21 protein-coding genes, 1 tRNA gene and 1 riboswitch are annotated in these 20,706 nt (G+C 31.7%); of the genes, 2 read left to right on the top strand and 20 right to left on the bottom strand.

Annotation, left to right across the window (positions count from 1 at the left end; all coding sequences use genetic code 11):
* Window positions 1-78: 78 nt before the first annotated feature.
* From aroF to hisS, 11 genes are all read right to left on the bottom strand, one after another.
* On the bottom strand, window positions 79-1,098 hold the full coding sequence (gene aroF / locus FHQ18_RS01125; protein WP_149265327.1) for a 3-deoxy-7-phosphoheptulonate synthase: 1,020 nt from the start codon (window positions 1,096-1,098) through the stop codon (window positions 79-81).
* Between the two features lie 601 nt (window positions 1,099-1,699).
* Entirely contained in the window at window positions 1,700-2,212 is a 513-nt protein-coding gene (locus FHQ18_RS01130; protein WP_149265328.1) for a ferritin, read from the bottom strand.
* 58 nt (window positions 2,213-2,270) lie between these two features.
* On the bottom strand, window positions 2,271-3,194 hold the full coding sequence (locus tag FHQ18_RS01135; protein ID WP_149265329.1) for a radical SAM protein: 924 nt from the start codon (window positions 3,192-3,194) through the stop codon (window positions 2,271-2,273).
* The gene (locus FHQ18_RS01140; protein WP_246798613.1) at window positions 3,191-4,387 is read right to left on the bottom strand and encodes a molybdopterin molybdotransferase MoeA; all 1,197 of its coding nucleotides are present in this window, start codon (window positions 4,385-4,387) and stop codon (window positions 3,191-3,193) included. The genes FHQ18_RS01135 and FHQ18_RS01140 overlap by 4 nt, the downstream gene beginning before the upstream one ends.
* Complete coding sequence (locus FHQ18_RS01145; RefSeq protein ID WP_149265331.1) at window positions 4,380-5,150, bottom strand: molybdate ABC transporter permease subunit; 771 nt, start codon at window positions 5,148-5,150, stop codon at window positions 4,380-4,382. The genes FHQ18_RS01140 and FHQ18_RS01145 overlap by 8 nt, the downstream gene beginning before the upstream one ends.
* The gene (modA, locus tag FHQ18_RS01150) at window positions 5,147-5,884 is read right to left on the bottom strand and encodes a molybdate ABC transporter substrate-binding protein (RefSeq protein WP_149265332.1); all 738 of its coding nucleotides are present in this window, start codon (window positions 5,882-5,884) and stop codon (window positions 5,147-5,149) included. The genes FHQ18_RS01145 and modA overlap by 4 nt, the downstream gene beginning before the upstream one ends.
* Window positions 5,881-6,936, bottom strand: a complete 1,056-nt coding sequence (locus tag FHQ18_RS01155; protein ID WP_149265333.1) for an ABC transporter ATP-binding protein — start codon at window positions 6,934-6,936, stop codon at window positions 5,881-5,883. Before FHQ18_RS01155 ends, modA begins: the two co-directional genes overlap by 4 nt.
* Window positions 6,936-7,964 carry a molybdopterin-binding protein gene (locus FHQ18_RS01160; RefSeq protein ID WP_149265334.1) on the bottom strand — a complete coding sequence of 343 codons (1,029 nt, stop codon included), beginning with the start codon at window positions 7,962-7,964 and terminating at the stop codon, window positions 6,936-6,938. The genes FHQ18_RS01155 and FHQ18_RS01160 overlap by 1 nt, the downstream gene beginning before the upstream one ends.
* 56 nt (window positions 7,965-8,020) lie before the next feature.
* A riboswitch (molybdenum cofactor riboswitch) is annotated at window positions 8,021-8,154 on the bottom strand.
* A 33-nt stretch (window positions 8,155-8,187) separates the two neighbouring features.
* Window positions 8,188-9,009, bottom strand: a complete 822-nt coding sequence (locus FHQ18_RS01165; RefSeq protein ID WP_149265335.1) for a DUF4398 domain-containing protein — start codon at window positions 9,007-9,009, stop codon at window positions 8,188-8,190.
* 77 nt (window positions 9,010-9,086) lie between these two features.
* The gene (gene aspS, locus FHQ18_RS01170) at window positions 9,087-10,883 is read right to left on the bottom strand and encodes an aspartate--tRNA ligase (RefSeq protein ID WP_149265336.1); all 1,797 of its coding nucleotides are present in this window, start codon (window positions 10,881-10,883) and stop codon (window positions 9,087-9,089) included.
* 11 nt (window positions 10,884-10,894) lie between these two features.
* On the bottom strand, window positions 10,895-12,148 hold the full coding sequence (gene hisS / locus FHQ18_RS01175) for a histidine--tRNA ligase (RefSeq protein WP_149265337.1): 1,254 nt from the start codon (window positions 12,146-12,148) through the stop codon (window positions 10,895-10,897).
* 99 nt (window positions 12,149-12,247) lie between these two features.
* Here hisS and FHQ18_RS01180 point away from each other — a divergent pair, with 99 nt between their 5' ends.
* Complete coding sequence (locus tag FHQ18_RS01180; protein WP_149265338.1) at window positions 12,248-12,670, top strand: PPC domain-containing DNA-binding protein; 423 nt, start codon at window positions 12,248-12,250, stop codon at window positions 12,668-12,670.
* Window positions 12,671-12,955: 285 nt separating this feature from the next.
* Here FHQ18_RS01180 and FHQ18_RS01185 read toward each other — a convergent pair.
* The 6 genes from FHQ18_RS01185 to FHQ18_RS01205 form a co-directional block, all read right to left on the bottom strand.
* Window positions 12,956-13,028 (bottom strand) — tRNA-Arg (locus tag FHQ18_RS01185).
* Between the two features lie 135 nt (window positions 13,029-13,163).
* On the bottom strand, window positions 13,164-13,307 hold the full coding sequence (locus FHQ18_RS12565; RefSeq protein ID WP_188020310.1) for a hypothetical protein: 144 nt from the start codon (window positions 13,305-13,307) through the stop codon (window positions 13,164-13,166).
* Between the two features lie 20 nt (window positions 13,308-13,327).
* Window positions 13,328-13,783 (bottom strand): SOS response-associated peptidase family protein, encoded by a 456-nt coding sequence (locus FHQ18_RS01190; protein WP_149265339.1) that lies wholly within the window; start codon window positions 13,781-13,783, stop codon window positions 13,328-13,330.
* 25 nt (window positions 13,784-13,808) lie between these two features.
* The gene (locus FHQ18_RS01195; RefSeq protein ID WP_149265340.1) at window positions 13,809-14,555 is read right to left on the bottom strand and encodes an XRE family transcriptional regulator; all 747 of its coding nucleotides are present in this window, start codon (window positions 14,553-14,555) and stop codon (window positions 13,809-13,811) included.
* A gap of 223 nt (window positions 14,556-14,778) precedes the next feature.
* Window positions 14,779-15,111 (bottom strand): AzlD domain-containing protein, encoded by a 333-nt coding sequence (locus FHQ18_RS01200; RefSeq protein ID WP_149265341.1) that lies wholly within the window; start codon window positions 15,109-15,111, stop codon window positions 14,779-14,781.
* A complete protein-coding gene (locus tag FHQ18_RS01205; protein ID WP_149265342.1) occupies window positions 15,101-15,778 on the bottom strand; it encodes an AzlC family ABC transporter permease in 678 nt (225 codons plus the stop codon). The genes FHQ18_RS01200 and FHQ18_RS01205 overlap by 11 nt, the downstream gene beginning before the upstream one ends.
* 105 nt (window positions 15,779-15,883) lie before the next feature.
* Here FHQ18_RS01205 and FHQ18_RS01210 point away from each other — a divergent pair, with 105 nt between their 5' ends.
* Window positions 15,884-16,435 carry a helix-turn-helix domain-containing protein gene (locus FHQ18_RS01210; RefSeq protein ID WP_149265343.1) on the top strand — a complete coding sequence of 184 codons (552 nt, stop codon included), beginning with the start codon at window positions 15,884-15,886 and terminating at the stop codon, window positions 16,433-16,435.
* Between the two features lie 5 nt (window positions 16,436-16,440).
* On the opposite strand, the gene FHQ18_RS01215 is transcribed toward FHQ18_RS01210, so the two are convergent.
* From FHQ18_RS01215 to FHQ18_RS01225, 3 genes are all read right to left on the bottom strand, one after another.
* Window positions 16,441-16,743 carry a hypothetical protein gene (locus tag FHQ18_RS01215; protein ID WP_149265344.1) on the bottom strand — a complete coding sequence of 101 codons (303 nt, stop codon included), beginning with the start codon at window positions 16,741-16,743 and terminating at the stop codon, window positions 16,441-16,443.
* Between the two features lie 343 nt (window positions 16,744-17,086).
* The gene (locus FHQ18_RS01220) at window positions 17,087-18,316 is read right to left on the bottom strand and encodes a diguanylate cyclase (protein WP_223144561.1); all 1,230 of its coding nucleotides are present in this window, start codon (window positions 18,314-18,316) and stop codon (window positions 17,087-17,089) included.
* 251 nt (window positions 18,317-18,567) lie between these two features.
* Complete coding sequence (locus FHQ18_RS01225; RefSeq protein ID WP_149265346.1) at window positions 18,568-20,262, bottom strand: sensor domain-containing protein; 1,695 nt, start codon at window positions 20,260-20,262, stop codon at window positions 18,568-18,570.
* Between the last annotated feature and the right edge of the window lie 444 nt (window positions 20,263-20,706).

The following is a 20,706-nucleotide window of genomic DNA, read 5'->3' on the forward strand; positions in this document are numbered from 1 at the left end:
AACTAATTTTAAAATGATAAAAAAGTTTTTACAAGAAAAATTTAGAAAAGAAAAAGGGGAACTCAATCCCCTAAAATTTTAATGCATGTATCTACCTACAGCTAAAGCCACACTTTTTAATTCTCCCATCAACCTCAAAAAAATGTCCGGTTTTAAAGATTGGGCCCCATCACTTAATGCGTTTTCTGGATCTGGATGAACTTCAATTATCAAGCCATCAGCTCCCACCGCAATGGCAGCCTTTGACAATGCAGGAACATAATGCCAGTGTCCAGATGCATGAGAAGGATCAATTATAATAGGTAAATGAGACTTCTCTTTAACCACAGGAACACAGCTTATATCAAGTGTATTTCTTGTTGCTGTTTCAAACGTTCTTATCCCCCTTTCACAAAGTACAACGTTTTTATTCCCCTCAGATAAAATATATTCTGCTGACATCAAAAACTCTTCAATTGTAGTGGCCATTCCTCTTTTTAAAAGAACCGGTTTATCAGTCTGTCCAAGAAGCTTTAATAATGCAAAGTTTTGAACATTTCTTGCACCAACCTGAAACATGTCAGTGTATTTGTATACCACGTCAACATCTCTGGGATTAACTACTTCGGTTACAATTGGCAATCCTGTAACTTCTCTTGCTTTTGCTAAATATTTTAAACCAGTTTCTCCTAAACCCTGAAATGAATATGGACTTGTCCTCGGTTTAAAAGCACCACCCCGAAGTATTTTAGCTCCAGCAGCTTTCACATATTCTGCTGTTTTAATTATCTGTTCTTCACTCTCAACTGAGCATGGACCAGCAATCACCACAATCTCTTCTCCACCAATCCCAACACCTTTTACGTCTACAATGGTTGTCTCCTGTTTTACCTCCTTGCTAGCAAGCTTGTATGGCTTTGTAATAGGTACAACCCTATCAACTCCTGGCAAATCCTCTACAATTCCAATTTCATCCCTTTTACCCCCAATCCCCACTAAACCAACTACATTTCTCTCTTTACCATAAATTACATGTGGAGAAAAACCTAGCTCCTCAGCTTTTTTACAAACATCTTCAAGCTGCTCCTTTGTTGCTCCAATCTTCATAACCACTATCATAACAACCTCCAAAATTTTCTAAAAAAAAAGGCCACAAGCGGTTTTGCCGCCTGTGGCCTTTATATACAATTACACCTTCACTGGCCTCAACAGGCGGCACTCCTCCACTTGCTATAAAAAAAGTAAAAGAAAAAGCTGTTAGATAGATCAAAGAAGGTTTTATTAGAAATATTGGTTAATAATTCGCAATTCATAGTTTCCCTTTATCAAAATTAAACATCAATGTCAAACATTATTTTACCTGGAGTCACCCCATTTTTTACAAATAACCCTATTCACACAAAATTGAGGAAATACATTTTTTGGGTTCAAATGCCCATAAAACCGCCACGGACGGCGGTTTTAGAGGTATTTGCCTCGGAGCTTCTACTGGATGTAGAGCGAGAATGAGAAAAATGTTTTTCCTCAATTTATTTCAGATTAACTAATTAATAACCATAAAAATATTTCTACTGCTTTTAAAAAAATGGGGTGACGCCAGTTATTTTACTTTTGAGGTTACGCTTCATTTTTTTATTTTACACATCTGCCAAAAACAGATATACTCTGCTCAACCCGGACAAACCCGCTAATGGCAGGGAAAATTTTCATGTATAACAAATTACCCCGCAAGATCGGTAGCATTAAAAGTCCTCTGAGCCAAATCTTTATCAATCATGAATAACCCATTACCAGAATTTTGAACAAGTTTAAGTTGATCAAGAATTTCACTAGCACTTGCTTCCTCTTCAACTTGTTCTGTAATAAACCACTGGAGAAAAGTATGAGTCGCATAATCTTTTTCCTGAATCGCAATATCTACAAGTTCATTTATACATTTTGTAATAAATCTTTCATGCTCTAAAGTTTTCTCAAACATATCTAAAGGAGATTCAAACTCCTGTTCTGGTTGTTCAATCTGCATAAGTCTTACCATTTCACCCTGGTCAAGGATATATTTATAAAATTTCATAGCATGAACCATCTCTTCTTGATATTGAACATAAAACCAGTTCGCAAACCCTTTTAATCCAATATGCTCACTATAAGCTGACATTGAAAGATAAAGATATGCAGAAAACATTTCATTGTTGAGCTGTTTGTTTAAAGCTTCTGCCATTCTTTTTGAAATCATAACAACCTCCTTATTTATAGCCACTCTAAATCAGATGCTTTCTATGCAAAATTAAAATCTACTTTTTAAAATAAAATAACTCACCATCATGCTCTTTTTCAACAATCATATCTTTCTCTATAAGTCTCTCAACTACTTCTTTAATTTTAGCAGTCCCAAACAATAAAATCAAATCTTCTTCAGTGCATGGACGCATCTTTAAAAGCTCCACAACATCTTCAACAATATTCTCTCCTTCATTATTTAATTTTTTTACATAATTCCCCACAGGCTCAACTCTAACACCATTTTTGCTTAAAAATAGAGCCTTTTCCAAAAGCTCCTTTTCACTAAGACCAACAACACCTTTATACGCAGTCGGTCTAAACACTGTATTTAACTGAACTTTTGTATATTCTATATCCTTTAAAACCTCAGTTAGCCGTTGCAAATCTTCATTTGAATCATTGACACCTTTTACTAACAACACTTCTATATAAACTTCACCCTTAAATTCAGTACAAAACTGTTTTAAGCCTGCAATAATATCATTAATTTTTATACCTTCTACAGGCTTATTAACTTCTGCAAAAGTTTTATCAGTTACAGCATCTAAGCTTGGCACAACAATATCAAAATTCATCAACTCACGCCTTACATCATCCCTCATAATCAAACTGCTATTCGTCAAAATTGCTAGCGGTTTATCAATTATTTCCTTAATTTTTTCAGCAAGATAACCCAAATCAATATTCAAAGTGGGCTCACCTGCCCCAGTGAAAGTGACAACATCAACTTTATCTTTTCTTTTTTCATATTTAATTTTAAATTCTTTTAACAAGTCCTCCGGCTTAAAAAAACGTCTTCTTTCAGATGTTAATTCAGTTGTTTTGCCAACTTCACAATAAATACAATCAAAGGAACAGATTTTATGGGGAACAAGATTAACACCAAGAGAAGCACCCAATCTCCTGGAAGGAACAGGGCCAAAAACAAATTTCATTTCATCTCCTTTTCAAACAAAATTGCTTCAGCTATATATCCTTTTTCCACATTGCCCACACCTTGCGGTATTCTTACTAAACCGTTACAGTTTACAAAATTTATAAAATGAGAAGTTTTTTGCGAATCCAAATCATAAGCTATATATTTTCCATTTTCCAACATAATATTTGCTCTGTTAAAATAATCACTCTTTTCCCTTGAATGCATGTCTGAGCCCAACTCCACCTTTACAAAATTATGATCATAATCCTTTTTACCGGTAACCTTTTTTATGTAAGGTAAAAAATAAAGAACTAAATTAGTAAAAAATGCAGCAGGATAACCAGGCATACCAAAAATTACACATTTTTTATTTTTTGCCACCATCAACGGACTACCAGGCTTTATCCTCGTTTTATTAACCAAAATTTCATAACTCTCCTCATTCAATATCTTCTTAATATAATCATATTTACCCATTGAAATTCCACCTGAGCTAATCAACACATCGTATTTTTCACTCATCTCTTTTAAAGCGCGTGAAACGGCAATTTCATCATCTTTAACGTTCCCATAATACTCAAACGGAATATTTAATTTTCTCAAAACTGATTCCACAATATATCTGTTCGTATTGAATACAAACCCTTTTTTATACTCACTCCCGATATCAAGTAGTTCATCACCTGTAGTAAAAATTCCCACTTTAGGCTTTTTAAACACTTTTACCTTTTTTAATCCAAGATAGAAAAGAACAGGATAAACTCTTTCATCTATTATACTACCCTTCTCTATAACTTTTTCACCTGCCCTTTTCTCTTCACCTACCTGATTTATATTATCACCAATTCTTACAGAACAATGAACAGTAAGCCAATCACCTTTAACCTCGCAATCCTCCACTCTTACAACGGCATCCGCATCATCAGGTACAACAGCTCCCGTCATTACGAAAACAGTCTCCCCTTTTTCAAGTCTTAGTTCAACCAATTCTCCAGGAGCAATGGTTCTCACAATCTTATACTGATTTCCATCAGAAAGTTTAACTGCAAAACCATCCACCGCACTCTTTTTTGTATCCGGAAAATCCCTATCCGTTATAATATCTTCAGACAAAACAAAACCAAAACTTTCGTTCACACTGATAGTCATTTCAGGTAAAGTTTCTGCATTACTTAAAATAATCTCTTTTGCTACCTCAAAATTAAGCATCATTCCACCTTCTATATCTAAATATTGTTTTTACAACCATAATAACAAAATACGCAAGAATAATTGTCAACATACTGGCTGCAATACCCTTTTGAAAATTCCCCTCTGTCATATTCAAATAAATATTAATGGGGACATTTTCAGTTTTCCCAGGGATACCACCGGCTACCATTAAAGTAGCACCAAACTCTCCAAAACTCCTAAGCCAACTAAGCATAACCCCGGCAAGAATACTCTTCAATGCAAGCTTAAATGTTGTATCATAAAATGATCTAAAATATCCAGCCCCTAAAGTCATTGCAATCCTCTCATAAATGGGAGGCACTAATTCAAAAGCACTCTTTGCTGATTTTAAAGTAAAAGGGAAAGAGATAAAAAATTGTGCTATTACGGCACCTTTAAAGGTAAAAATTACATTAAAAAATTTATTCAACAGCGCTGAATTAAAAAAATTGAGTATTAATACCCCAACCACTAATGGTGGAATTATCAGAGGTACATCAAAAAAAATATCAAAAAAATTAGCAACCCCTTTTCTATGTCTTGCAAGATAGTATCCGGCAGGTATTCCAAAAAAAGATGAAAACAGCGTTGCAACAGAAGCTGTTAAAAAGCCAAAAGTTACTGCATTCAAAAACTCTTTATCAGCAATTATTTCTTTTAATTGCAAAAGTGAAATTTCTTTTAAAGAAAAAAGTATCAATACCAAAATTAACAAAAACAAAATAAATGTAATTAAACCAGCTATCCTAGTAAACTTCATTTTTCTATTACTTCAAACCCATATTTTTTAAAAATATCTTTATTCTTTATTAAAAAACTAATAAAGGATTTAGTTTTATCCACATTTTTGCTAAATTTTAACAAATTGATACTTGCCACATCTTTTACTGCATAACCATCTGGAAAATTTATATACTTAAAATCATTTACCCTGGCTACAGAATCAAAAATTATCCCTGCATCAACACTGTTTGTTTTCAAATAATTTACTATTTGTGATACATTTACAGCTAAAACCGCCATATTCTTATCAATACCGCTAACCAAATTTTCAGGCATTTTAGCCTTGATATTTTCATAAATTCTGCCCAAAGCCATTGTTTTAGGATTACCCAACGCAATTCTTACTTTTTTAAATGCCAGATCTTCAAATGACTTGATTTTATTTTCTCCTGACTTTGATAAACCGAACACAGGAGTTTGATAAAGAAAATTGGTCGTTTCCAGTACGATTCCTGCTTTTTCTGCTTTCTCTTTAAAAGATTTTGATGCTGGCAAATAAATATCACCTTTTTTAGAAAAAACTATTTTATTCAATAGTTGCCCCGAACCACCTGTTATTAAAATAACTTGATCATCTTTTGATTGAATATTGAACTTTTGAACAACCTCTTTGGCAGGTTTTGTCATCGATGCAGCAACATAAAAATAAATATCATATGAAAATACTAAACTTGGTAAAACTAAAATCATGAAAATAATCTTTTTTATCATGACTCATACCTCCTCATAAGAATTAATGATTCCTTTTTCAATGAAATTTTTACATCTTTTCCCAATGTAGGTTCCAGTTTCTTAAAAGCATGCTCAGGTAGCTTTATAACTATTTCTGGTAACTTACAATGTGTTACTAAAATTTCGTAATAACCACTCATCTTCTTGATACTCTTTACAGTAACATCCAAAATATTCTCTTTTCTGTTATTATCCCCTTTTCTTAAAATCATCACATTTTCAGGTCTAATGCCTAAAAATGTGGCATTCTCTAAAACATTACTTATCTCTAATTTGACGCCTTTGATGGTAGCTAGATTTTCCTCCAGTTGATCCACTTCCCAGATATTTTTAAAATTCACCAAACCGGCAGTCTCAACATAGCTTGGATTATCAAATATCACATTTTTACTGCCATATTCTATTACCCTGCCATCCTTGATAATAACTACATCTTCCCCTAAAAGATAAGAATCATCAATATCATGAGTAATAAAAATGGCTGGTATCTCTATGATATCCAACAAATAATTTATTACATCAATCAACCTTTCTTTTATGGGCTTATCCAAAGAGGAAAATGGCTCGTCAAATATAAATATTTTAGGTTTAACCATGAACGCACGAGCTATTGCCACCCTCTGTTTTTGACCTCCGGATAGTACATCGGGATAATAATCAAGGTATTCTCCAATTTCTAATGTATCTACTAAAAAAGAAAATAAATTTTTATCAAACTCTGCGTTGCATACTTTCACACCGTATAAAATATTTTCCTTTACTGTTAGGTGAGGGAAAAGTGTATATTCCTGCGGCAAATAACCCACTTTTCTTTTATTAACAGCTAAATCTGTTTCACCTTTTTTAAAGAAAACGGTTTTGTTTACAACAATAATTCCTTCATCAGGTGGGTAAAATCCTGCTATCATTTTAACCAAATTGGATTTACCGGCACCACTTGGACCGAAAACAACAATTTTATTTTTGTCAGACTTAAAATCATAATAAAAAGATTTTTTTCTAAATCTTTTATTTATCTTAACTTCTATCATCACACCTTTCCAAAAGGACAAACTGGAAAAACACAAACTTTACAAAAATGACATAACCCACCAACACTGTACTCTGCGATTTCGTCTGCTGTAATTTGTTCTCCAGCTAACAATCTAGGCAGAAAAATATCCAATGCTGTAGCTCTATAATATAAAGCTGCCGCAGGAACTGCACATACAGGTATGTCATCAAAATAACCAATAGTAAAGTTATTTCCAGGTTGTATAGGATTTCCTTCCTGTACGATATTCACACCGGCTTCTTTTATAGCCAGTTTCGTGTTATCATCAGGATCAACTGATGTTCCACCTGTAATAAAGAGAATATCAACTTTTTTTAGAAATATCTTAATCTCTGCCGTTATAATTTCTTTATCATCAGGTAAAATAGATGTATCGGTTATCTTCAAACCATATTCTTTTAATTTTGATTCCATCAAGGGATAAAATTTATCTTTTATCTTTCCATTATAAATTTCATTTCCTGTCACTATTATTCCGGCACTTTTAAGCTTATATGGAACTACTTTAATAGCAGGTGAACTAAGTATCTTTTTTACCTCTGCAACTAGTTCCTTTTCACAATAAAGCGGAATAATACGAAAAGCAGCAACTGTATCCCCTTTCTTAACCGGGATATTGGAATGCTTAGTGGGCAATGAGGGTATTTTTAATTTGTTTATCGAAATAACTCTTTGTTTGTCAATTTTTAACAACCCGTGAGTAGTTGCATAAAAATTAATTTTACCTTCCGATGGTTGCTCATCGTAGAAAATATTTTCACCTGCTATATAAGGAGCTAGCTCAGTGGCAGCATCATCTTCATGAACAAAATCAGTAGCATTTATTTCATCCAATACAAATACATAGTATTTACCCAGTGATTTTAAGCGCTCAATATCCTCCTTTTTTATCAAATATCCTCTTTTAAATGCCACCCCTTTAAACTTTTTTTCCAAATTAACTTCCGTAATATCATGGGCTAATCTAAAACCCACAGCATCTTCTACTTTTACCTTTCTAAACACCATAACCTCCTTGACAATAAAAAAGCCGGTTACCCCCACCCAGGATAACCGGCTTTATTTTCACACCAGTATCTCCTTTCCAAGTCGGGAGGCATAAGTGTTTCCACTTATACCCTGGGGGCAACTGCCCAGCCGGCGTATAAACCATAGCCTAAGCCTTAGGTTTATACACTCGGAGATATCAATCTAATTTTCAAACAACTAATAATTATATACTACTTAATTATTTACCATCAAAAAGAGACCAAGGGCCTCTATTTTTAGCAAAATTTATTGCTTTATCTTTCTCATTATTTGCAATATCTTTTCTAATTTTAAAAACTTGTCCAGGATAAATTAAATCAGGATCTTTAATCATATCTTTGTTTGTCCAGTAAATAAGAGGCCACATAAAAGGATTCATATATTTAAGCTCTGAAATTTTCCAAAGACAATCACCTTTAACTACTGTATATTTTTCAATTTTAGCCATTTCTTTTTGTTTCATAGCTTTTTTCATCTCTTCTGCCTTAGCAATAGCAATATTTTCTTTTATCTTATCCAACTTCCCTTCAATCTGAGCTCTCAACATATTAGCTTTCCCAGGCTCACAATCATCTACAGCTTTTTGAGCTTTTTCATATAAATCTTCCACTTCAGCAAATGTTACAGGATCATATTTTTTTGCATCATCTTTAATAGCGTCAATTTCATCTCTCAATTCATCCAACTCTTTACCAACTTTATCAGCAGCCTCTCTTCTCTTCTGAGCAACTTTCTTTGCTTTTTCAGCCTTTGCTTTTGCTTCCTCTAATTTTGCTTCAGCTCTGTCATAATACTTACCTTTAAATGTGTGATTTTTAGCTTCCTCCAGCTCTTTTTGTGCCTCTTCAAAAGCTTTCTGAGCTGCTTTATATTCTTTAGGTGCACACTTATCAGCATCAACAGCCCAAGCTTCATTTACAGATTTTTGGGCATCATTATATTTTTTCATTGGTGGTTTTGCACAAGCAAAAAGAAACGCAGTTGCCAACACAAGCAGTAAAAACAACTTAGCATATCTCATAATAAATTCCTCCTGAGTTTTTTCTTAATACTATCATATAAGTTAACAAATGTCAAACCTACAAAACATTATTTCTTTTATTTTAACATATCCTCTGGTAAATCCACTTTAATAAATAGCTCTTTTAACTGCTTTTCATCCACAAAGCTTGGAGCCTCACACATCAAATCCGTAGCCTTTTGAGTCTTAGGAAATGCTATAACATCCCTTATAGAGTCAGCCTTTGCAAAAATTGATGCTATTCTATCAATTCCAAAAGCTATACCACCATGTGGTGGGGTCCCATATTTCAAAGCTTCTATGAAAAATCCAAATTTATATTCTCTCTCCTCTGGAGTTAACCCTAATACTGAAAACATCTTTTCCTGAACATCACTTCTGTGAATCCTTATACTACCTCCGCCAATTTCAGAACCGTTTAATACCAAATCATAGGCCTTTGCCCTGATTTTACCGGGATCAGTATCAAAAAGCGGAATATCTTCATCCACAGGAGATGTAAATGGGTGATGCATAGCCACATATCTTTTTTCTTCTTCATCCCATTCAAGAAGAGGAAAATCAAGCACCCATACAAAACTGTATTTCTCTTCATCAATTAACCCCAGCTTTTTACCAAGAAGTAAACGCAATTTGGACATATATAAGTTAACAGTTTTCTCATCTCCGGCACCAAAGAAAATTATATCCCCTGGCTCTGCATCCATTTCTTTTAAAATCTTATTAGTAATTTCCTCGCCCAAAAACTTTATAATAGGTGATTGTAAGCCATCTTCGTTTACCTTGATGTATGCAAGACCTTTAGCTCCCAAACTACAAACAAAATCAGTAAGCTCATCAATCTCTTTTCTAGAAAACTTTGCCCCGCCTTTGGCATTAATAGCCTTTACAACTCCGCCGGCTTTTACAGCTTCAGCAAAAACTCTAAAATCACAATCTGAAATTATATCATTAATGGTTTTTAAAAACATCTCAAACCTTGTATCAGGTGCATCATGTCCGTATTTTTCCATTGCTTCCTTATAACTCATTTTCGGAAAAGGTCTTTCTAGCTTTAAACCTAAAACTTTATCAAATATTTCGACAAACATCTCTTCTATAAGATTCATCAAATCGTCTCTATCAATAAAAGACATCTCCATATCAAGCTGAGTAAATTCAGGTTGCCTGTCTGCCCTTAAATCTTCATCCCTAAAACATTTAACAATCTGAAAGTATTTATCAAAACCGGATACCATGAGTAACTGCTTAAACATCTGAGGAGATTGAGGAAGCGCGTAAAATTTGCCAGGATTAACTCTACTTGGTACAAGATAATCCCTTGCACCCTCAGGAGTACTTTTTGTCAAGAATGGTGTTTCAATATCAAGAAACCCTTTTTTATACAAAAATTCCCTAATGGTTCTAACCAAATTGTGTCTTAAAATTATATTTTTCTGTAACGGTTTTCTTCTTAAATCAAGATATCTGTACTTTAATCTTATATCTTCACCCACATTGGAGTATTCATCAATGGTAAAAGGAAGCACTTTTGATTCATTTAAAATTTTCAACTCCTTAACCATTACCTCGATTTCACCAGTTTTCAGCTTAAGGTTTTCTGTTCCCTCAGGACGTTTACTCACAATACCTTTCACAGCCAATACATACTCACTTCTTAAACTTTCCGCCTTTTCATGAGCCTCTTTATTGTACTCAGGGTTAAAAACCACTTGAGTGATACCTTCTCTATCCCTTAAATCTACAAATATAACACCACCGTGATCTCTTCTTCTTTGCACCCATCCCATTAAGATGACTTCTTCACCTAAGTTATCTAAATTTAACTCACCACAAGTATGGGTCCTTCTCCAACTACCAAGATTCTCAAGCACTCTATGCCTCCTTAATTTATTATTTTTTTCAATCTATTTAACAACTCATCATTTGTTACTTGCAATTGCTCTCCACTATCCATATTTTTGAGAGTAATCACACCATTTTTCACTTCATCTTCACCAATTATCAATACTGTCTTGGCACCTAAACGGTTAGCCTTTTTCATTTCTGACTTTATACTCCCCAAATCATATCCTAGAGTAACATTAAAACCTTCATTTCTAAGAAGATTTACCAACGAAACAGCTTGCTTAACATACTCATCAAAAGTGATTACATAACAATCGATCAACCTGTATTCCACATCCTGTTTAATTTTAATAAGTTCCACAAGTCTATCCACACCAATTGCAAACCCGATCCCTGGGATATCAGGTCCACCGAGTGCTTTTATTAAACCATCATACCTTCCACCAGCTCCTACTGCTGATGAAGCTCCCAGTTTATCCGTTACCATTTCAAATGCAGTCTTCACATAATAATCAAGGCCTCTAACGATCTTGGGATTTACTACAAATTCCACTCCAAAATCATCTAGATATTCTTTCAATTTTTCAAAATGCCCGGCACAATCATTGCATAAATAATCTAAAATCAAAGGTGCATCTTTTACAATATCCTTACAAGATTCCACTTTACAATCAAGAATTCTTAAAGGGTTTCTGCCCAATCTATTGTTACAATCTTTACACAAATCACTTTTATATTTTTCTAAATATTCTACAAGTTTCTCTCTATAATTTGGTCTACATTCAGGGCAACCGATAGAATTAATCTCCATTCTTAAATATTCATTGATTCCAAAGCTATTTAAAAAACTATAAAGGATATAAATAACTTCAGCATCAAGTAACGGAGAAACTGATCCAAATGCTTCTATCCCCACTTGATAAAATTGTCTAAATCTACCCTTTTGAGGCCTTTCTCTTCTAAACATCGGACCATAATAATAATATTTCCTAATTGAAGGTGGCTCATATAGCTTATTTTCAATAAAACTTCTCACTACAGGAGCAGTCCCTTCAGGTCTCAAAGATAGGTATGTGCCATCTCTATCTTGGAATGTAAACATCTCCTTTTCAACAATATCGGTGGTTTCTCCTATACCTCTCACAAACAAATCCGTACGTTCTAAAATCGGAATTTTAATCTCTTCATAACCAAACTTCGAAAAAAAACTTTTAAATCTATCTTCAACCATCTGCCAATAAAAGGTATCTTTGCCAAAAATATCTCTGAACCCTTTTACCTTTTTAAACAAAATTTGCCCCCATTTAAAAATTTTATGCTATAATATATCAAATATTTTGCTTTATATGACAGTTTAATAACTCTGTCAATAAATAGTAGTGAGGCATTTATGAGAAATTACAAAGTAAAAAATATATTCAGAACCAAGTTAAAAAAAGGTGATGATTTGTATTATTCTATAATGAATATTATTGATAAAAATTCAATAGAAACAGGTCTTATCATAGGTATTGGCGCTGTAAAAAAAGCTAACATTGCATACTTTAATCAGAAAAAAAAGGAATACGAAAATTTTCACTTCGATGAAGCTATGGAAATTGTCAGTTTAAAAGGTAATATTTCATTAAAAGAGAATAAACCTTTTGCTCACATTCACGTATCATTAGCAAGGAGCGATTATTCTGTTGTGGGAGGACATTTATTGCCAAATACCATTGTATATGCATGTGAAATAGACATTATTGAATACGAAGGTAAAACTATAAACAGAGTTTATGATGAAGAAACCAATCTTTACTTATGGGATTTATAGATAAATAACATGTTTCGATTTACACTTCTCACATTCAACAATCAGCTTTCTTCTATCACTATTTTTTTCACATTCACAATAAAGCTCTTTATGGAAAGTTTGCCCCTCACAAGTTTCGCAATAATATTTCCTACGACCAATATTACAGCCATTGATAAAACAAAATATCATAAACCCAAAAAAAAATATGAGAAATAAAATAAAATATATCATCTTCTACTCACATGTATGTATTTTTACTTAATATATGCCTTTTGTCCCAAAAAGAAAGAAAAAACTTAGACACGGGCGGTGGGAGACTCGAACTCCCACACCGGGTTCCGGAGACCCGTGCTCTATCCTGTTGAGCTAACCGCCCAAAAATAAGAATTTATTGGATTTTCAAGCATTTCTACTATTTTTCATCTGTCTAGTCAACTGTAAAAATCTGTCAAAAACTGTCAATTGAAATCAATTTTTGTTAGCAGTTTGTTAGATATTCTTTAAAAACTACTCACTGACTGACCACCACACCTTTCCTTCTCTCCATAGTAAAAAGCTCTAACTTCTGAAATATGTCTCTCTTTTTTCCATCACAACAAAAATACTCGCTATCAGAAATATATTCAAAATTATCAATTTTGTTCACCCTATCCATCTTACATCCTAAACATAATATTATAACTCTTTCAAAAAAGCAGTTTTACTAGTTATTAGTACCCATCTATCGTGGATAAATTTGTATTTTTCGGGAGCTGGTTTAGTTATTATATAACAAACTTTAATATTATTCTGTTTTACTAAAAGAGCTAAAATAAACTCGTTATCTTTCAATTCAAACCAATGAGATTTTTTTTGACTATCTTTTTCCATAAATTTAATTGCAGGGATATAAACTTTTTGTGGGTTAAATTTATTCCAATAGCCTTTCTTAATACTCTCAATTTTAGCCCAACCAGTGATTGGCAAATCAACTTTTAATTCTTCTTTTTCTTTTTCGTTTCTTAGCCCCCATAAAGCGATATCTTTCTCACCTGTTTCATTGATAAAGTGTATTTTTGCATAAGGACGAGGGAAAAATACATTGAATTCTGTCTTATTTAAACTTTCACGAAAAAGAAGGCCTGCACACATTTATAATATTTCATCATTGTTGAGTTTAAAATTCTCTCCACATCCAGACAACCCTGCCTACAACTTTAAAGCCAGGAGTTTCTCTTAAATTTATAGTTACAGGTTCATAATTCTTATTATCAGAAACTAAGACTACAGTATTTCTATCAATAACTTTTATATGCTTTAGTGTTAGTCCATATTCTCCATTTCCATCTGGCATTCTAACCAGGTACACATTTGAATATTTCAGAGAAAACAAATCAGGTTGAGAGGAATACGGTAGTATTGCCACTAAATCATTCTCTTGTAACATTGGTTCCATACTATCCCCTTTCACCCGAAAAGCAAAACACTTTTCACTGATATTTTTTGGTATTTTATCAGTACTTATGCAAACCCAGCCATCAATATCGTCGTTTGATATTTCAATAACATACGGTGTAGCTGCGGCTTTTGATCTCATTAAAGGTATTTTTAAGTATCCAGACAAATCCAATTCCTTTAAACTTTCAAGATCACCATACAAAATTCTTATATCCGGAATATTATCAAAATCGTTCAAAGCTTTATTTTGCATATCAGCCTCTCCGAAGAAATAACCTAACGGTAAGTTTAACGCTTTTGCAAGTTTTTGAAGGGTGTCAAGATTATTTAGATTTCTTTGACCATTTAAAATTCGGTACAAAGTAACTTCTGAAATACCAGCTAATTCAGCTATTTTTTTGGCTGGCTTACTACTGTTTTTAATTGCAACCCTGAGTTTATTTACAATTTCTTTATTAGTGAGCATACCAGACTATAACACATTGGTTATATTTATCAATATTATTTCCTTTACCATCATTCATACGATAAACTTTTTCTTTCCCACCTTTTTTATTTTTACCTCAAGAAGATCTATCATAAATTGCGAACTTAATTTTATACTATCTAAGACGATTAAAAGAATAAAATGGATTAATAATCTTTGAGAAAAACTAGTTGATCCAGGTGACAATTTCACACTATGGGATTTATACAAAAGTCTTAAAAATTGTATAAATCCAAACTACTAACAGACCAGATAATATTGTCAAAATTGTATTTTTATATCTTACTGCTATAAAAAGTGCAAAAAGGCTTGCATATATTTTAATATTTGAAACTTCAATGCTTTTAATACCTTTTTCAAAAACTCCTGCAAAAACCAATGCAGAAAGTATGCTTGCAGGCATAAAACTAAAAACTTCTTTTAATCTGTTTATAAGTTTTTCATTTGCAAACTGAATAAAAGAGAATCTGATTAAAAACGTTAATACTCCACAAATAAAAAAAGTAATCCAAATTTCAATATTGCTATACGGCATTTTTTAACCTTTTAAAAAATAATCCTGAAAATATTCCTGCAAAGACTGCAATAAAGAAACCAAAATTATAGGGGAGGTTTCTAAAAATAATCATAGTAAATCCTGATATTATAGCAGTTACTACAAAATATTTTTTATTCAAAAACGGTCTTAAAAGTGCAAGAAAAGTAAGGGGAATTGCAAACTCAAGGGACAATCCTTTAGGCAGAGTTTTACCTAAGAATACTCCTATAACAGTTGAGATTTGCCAGGAAATCCACATTGTAATTCCAGCTCCAAGAAAAAATTTTACTTTATTTATATTCTCATCCTCATTAAACTTAGCAATAGATACAGCATAGGCTTGGTCAGTTAACAGATAAGAAACAATTATCTTTGTAAAGATATTGTTGTCTTTAAAATATGGTGAAATTGAGGCACTATACATTGCCATTCTTAAGTTAATCATAAACACAGTTGCAACAGAAACAAATATGGAACTGTCAATAAACATTTGATTTACAAGGGCAATTTGTGATGCCCCTGCAAATATTATGTACGACATAGAGATCGTCTGTATTTCGTTAAGTCCATAATTTATGGCAGATACTCCATATATTAGACCAAAAGGAACAACTCCCGAGATAATTGGTGAAACTTCTTTGACCCCTTTTAGAAAATCTTTCATATTCTTTCCTTGCAAAAACAAAAAAAATATAATATAGCGTCTAACAGGATAATATAACGTATTTTTTGTACCATTAAGGCAATATATTGTCAAGGAGAATATTATATGAAACAAGAATTAGAGATTATTTCTGAAAATTTGAAAAGAATTCGGGAAACAAGAGGACTTACCCTTGAGCAACTGTCTGAAATTACAGGTGTCAGTAAAAGTATGCTCAGACAGATTGAAACAGGAAAGTCAATCCCTACCATAGCTACGATCTGGAAAATAGCAAATGGCTTAAAAGTATCTTTTACGTATTTGATGGTCAGGCAGAAAAAAGAAGTTATTGTTAAAAAACTTACCGAAGGAAAGATGCTTTCGGCTGAAAAGGGAAAATACAGAATTTATCCTGTCATCCCCTTTGATCCTAAAAGAGCATTTGAAATGTACTATATGGAGATTGATCCTGGCACAATCTATAAATCAGAACCACATGAAGGTGAAACAGAAGAGATTATCATTGTACAGGAAGGTAATCTGATAATAGAAATTGAAAATAAAGAGTATTCTATTAAAAAAGATGAATTATTAAAATTTAACGCTAATGTAAAACATATCTACAAAAACCCTGGGGATACACTCGTAAAGGCAATAATAGAAATAGTTTATCCATAAGCTATTTATTTTAATAAACTTCTTATAAAAAAAACACGAAACAAATTCGGGGTGATAGAAATGTCTCCAATTGTCAAAAGAAGATTGAGCCTGTATCGTTTTTTTGTGCAAATCCCCTCTGCAAACTTTTTATATTTACCATCTATCAGTTTTGCCCGTTGACTAACGGGCATTGATATAATCATTTCTCTATACCAGGTATATTTGTTTGACGCTTTAATTATGCAATCCATTATCTTATCGCTTATAGTTTTTGCTTGAACATTTACAGTCAAAATTAGTGCTAAAAAAATAATCAATTTTCTCATCCTTTGAACCTCAAACAGAAAAAATACTGTCGTTACCACCGTTACCAACAAATATTCCACAGGTGATCCAGTTTTAAACAACCCTATCTTGAAATCCTGTTTAAACAGATTTTAAAAGTACCCACGACTTCGTTAAACTGTTGAAAATTATGTGGAATAAAGCTTCCATATATGTAAGATATTGCTTGATTTATATAATCACTAAATAAACATTAAATGCAGCATATATCAAAAATGTTCATTAATAAAATCTATAAAATAAAAAAAATCCTTAAATAAGCGTACACCTATTAATGCATTTTGTCGATGCTTAAGGATAAAATAAACTCATAAAAATAACATTTTAAGTATCGTCGAGTCTCTCGCAAAATTCAATTCGATTTTTACCGTTTTCTTTTGCTCTATATAAGGCAGAATCAGCAAATTTGATTAATTCAATAGCTGTAATTTCCATATTAGCTTTTTTAGTGGCAACACCAATGCTTAAAGTTACAACATTATAAGGTGAATTTTTATGAGTTATTCTAAGTTTTTCAACATTATATCTAATTTTCTCAGCTAAATAAATCGCACCATCAGCTGACGTATCTGGAAGTAAAACAATAAACTCTTCTCCACCATACCTGGCACAAAAATCACCTGGTCTTCTTAGAGATGCCTTTATAGTTCGTGCAACTTTTTTTAAACATTTGTCTCCCTGTATATGCCCATAAGTATCATTATAAGATTTAAAATCATCTATATCACACAATATTATCGACAAAGGCTGCTTGTATCTTTTACATCTATTATATTCCATATATAATCTATCAAAAAAATATTTACGATTAGGAATTTCGGTTAAATTGTCATATAAGGCTTGTTTTCTTATTTTCTCATAGGCTATTACTAATTTCATACCGCTAAATAATATAATCAATAAACCAATGATTCCTATGATAACATGTCCTATCAATAAAGATGAAAGAGATATTTTTACATTATCAGGTACAGTTATGCTTATTCCACCTCTTATATCTCCAACTTTATATCCCTGTTCTTCATGACATTTCAAACATGATTCCTCTGTTATTAATGGAGCCATATAAAAAAAATATTTGTCTTCACCATTGTTAATAAATGTTCCTTTTTCTTTAATTCCTTTTTCAAAATCTTTTAAAAATTTTGTTTCCAATGGTGTTGGTTTATTTTGAGGCCGAATTGGATTAAGACTTGTTATATGAAATTTTATCCCGTTTTGCTCCTGTGCAATTTCTGATATTTGCCTGGTCATATAAGCAGGATTTATTTTCGTCAGCATTAACTTATCATTAACGATTATATCTCTCATTGGATCCTTAAGGTATGGATTAGGTTTTGTCTTTTCGTTGACAATAACATAAACTCCACCATGGCGAGCATTCCAATTACGAGTTATTACTATGAAATGGAACAAACTTCTTGCAGATTGTAAAATAATTCTTTTATGATTGTTTATTGCATTTAAATAATTACAATAAAACGATAAATATATTAGCAATAACCATAAAAAAATAAAATTAATTAAATAAATTAAATTTCTTTTCTTCCTCATCATTCTCTAATTAATTAAGATACAATAATGAACATAATTTCGCAATCCAATTCGCAATTATTGCATATAGGATATAAACTTATCTAACATGAAACTACGTCCTGTGCTTGTATCCCTTCTTTCAAAGAAAAAAGAGAAGTATCAAATTTGTTGTAAAAGCATGAACCACAATATTTAAACAATGCACTATTATATTTGATCTTTAAAGGACAGAGTTCTATAGAAAAGCCTGGTAAAATTATTAAACTATCTTATGATTTTTCAACTTGCTCGAATAATTGGACTTTAAGTTCTTCAATATGTAAAGGTTTAGAAAAATAAAATCCCTGAACATAATCAACCCCAAGTTCTTGCAAAATTTCAAATGTCTTTTTATCTTCAATGAATTCAGCGATAGTTTTTAATCCAAGCTTTCTAGCAATTGTTATTATCGCATCAATAACATTCCTTTTTTCATTATTTTTATCTATATCAGTTATAAGTGATCCATCTATTTTTAAATATGAAATTAACCCTTTTGACACCATATCAATTACTGTTTTCAAAGAAGAATAACCAATGCCAAAATCATCAACAACATAATTCCTATTGATTTTAGAGTGTATTTCCTGAAGTAGATGCAAATTTTCCACTGCAATTTGTTCAGTAATTTCTAATGTTAAATTAACTTTTGAATTCTTGAGTTTTACTATAATATCTTTATTCAAAAATGACTTATATGATAAATTTATAAATATATTTAGATCTCTTAATCTATCATGATTTTCGTTTAAATAATCCAACATCAAACTATCAATTTTTGTTATCAATCCAGACGTGATTGCTGTATTTAAAAACTGACCTATAGAGATATATTCTTTACCAATTTTTATCCTTGCTAGCGCTTCGTAAGCAACAATTTGGCCTGTTTTTGTACAGAGAATAGGATGGAAAAAACTTACTATTCTTTTATGTTTAATTGCTGTCATTAATATATTTTCTTCTTTAATGAGCTTTTTTACTCTTTCTTTACTGTCCAATCTTTCATCAAAAACTACAATGTTACCTTTACCAACTTCTTTACCCCTTATGATCGTTAATTTGAGATTTGACAACAATTCCTGATAATCTATTTTAAACTCATTATTATAACAAAACACAGCAACTGTTGCTGATGGAGAATATGTTATATTAGCATTATAAATTGGTATTTCCATGTTTTCTAATTTCGTTTTAATTTTGTATGCTTCTTTTAAAATAATTTCTTTATCATTGATGCCATCAAACAATATAGCAAATTCATCTCCACCCGTTTTACCAAGTATTTGGTCTGAAAATTCGTTTTCTAGTTCTTTAGCAATTACTTTCAACACATTATCACCTGCATCAAAACCATAACTTTGATTTATTCTCATAAAATTATCCAAATCAATTACTGCTATTGAAAAAGGGGTACCTTCTTTTATCCTATTCTTTATTTCATTTTTAAACTTCATTCTATTGTATAAACCTGTCAGCTGATCACATTCTGCCATAAAAATTAATTTTTTATTAAGTATCTGAAGATTTTCTTTTGCTTTTACTAGTTTAGTCACATCCCTTGCATGACCAACAATAGCAATCACTTCACCCATCTTGTTTTTTATGGGAATTTTTATGACATGAAGATAGTGGGTTTTATTACCTTTGATTGCTTTTTCTAAAGAATGATTAAATGTACCTTTTTTCCAAGCATTTTTATCAGATATTTCACACATTCTAGCTATATCGTATGGTAAAAATTCAAAGTTAGTTTTACCAATTATTTCTTCATCTTTTAACTCAAAAAAATTAGTAAACGCCCTATTTACAAATATAATCCTAAATTTATCATCTTTTTCCCTTTTTTTTATGAATACGAGGTCATCAGTAGAATCAATCAATTTCAACAATAAATACGTAATCTCACTATTCAATAAATTAATCATCTAACCTTGTAACTTATTGTATTTTATTATTTTTTAATTATCATATATGACACAAAATTAAAAGTCAAATATAAAAGCGTTTTAATTATCTTTACAAATTTCTATTCACATCTCTTTGAAACCAAAAAATGATATGCAATATTTTTTCATTATATGTTTAGACAATAACGATAGGTGAATATTAAAAGGCTTTATGAAGAAACTTTTAATATTCTCTGTATATATAATATTTTATTAATTTGATGTCATACTAATTTATCTATCATGGACCTCAAACCTTCTGTTTAAGTAAATTTCCTGATAGTATTGGAGTTAAAAGTAAGAAAAAATAAAATAATATTTTTATTATTGCTTTACTTGTTAGTGAGAAAACCTTTGCTGTCGTTAATTTGGTACAGAAATTATCCCAAAAGTCGTTAATATAGACTTCCACAAAAATTGACT

This window comes from Deferribacter autotrophicus (assembly GCF_008362905.1).
In the GTDB taxonomy this organism is placed as follows: domain Bacteria; phylum Chrysiogenota; class Deferribacteres; order Deferribacterales; family Deferribacteraceae; genus Deferribacter; species Deferribacter autotrophicus.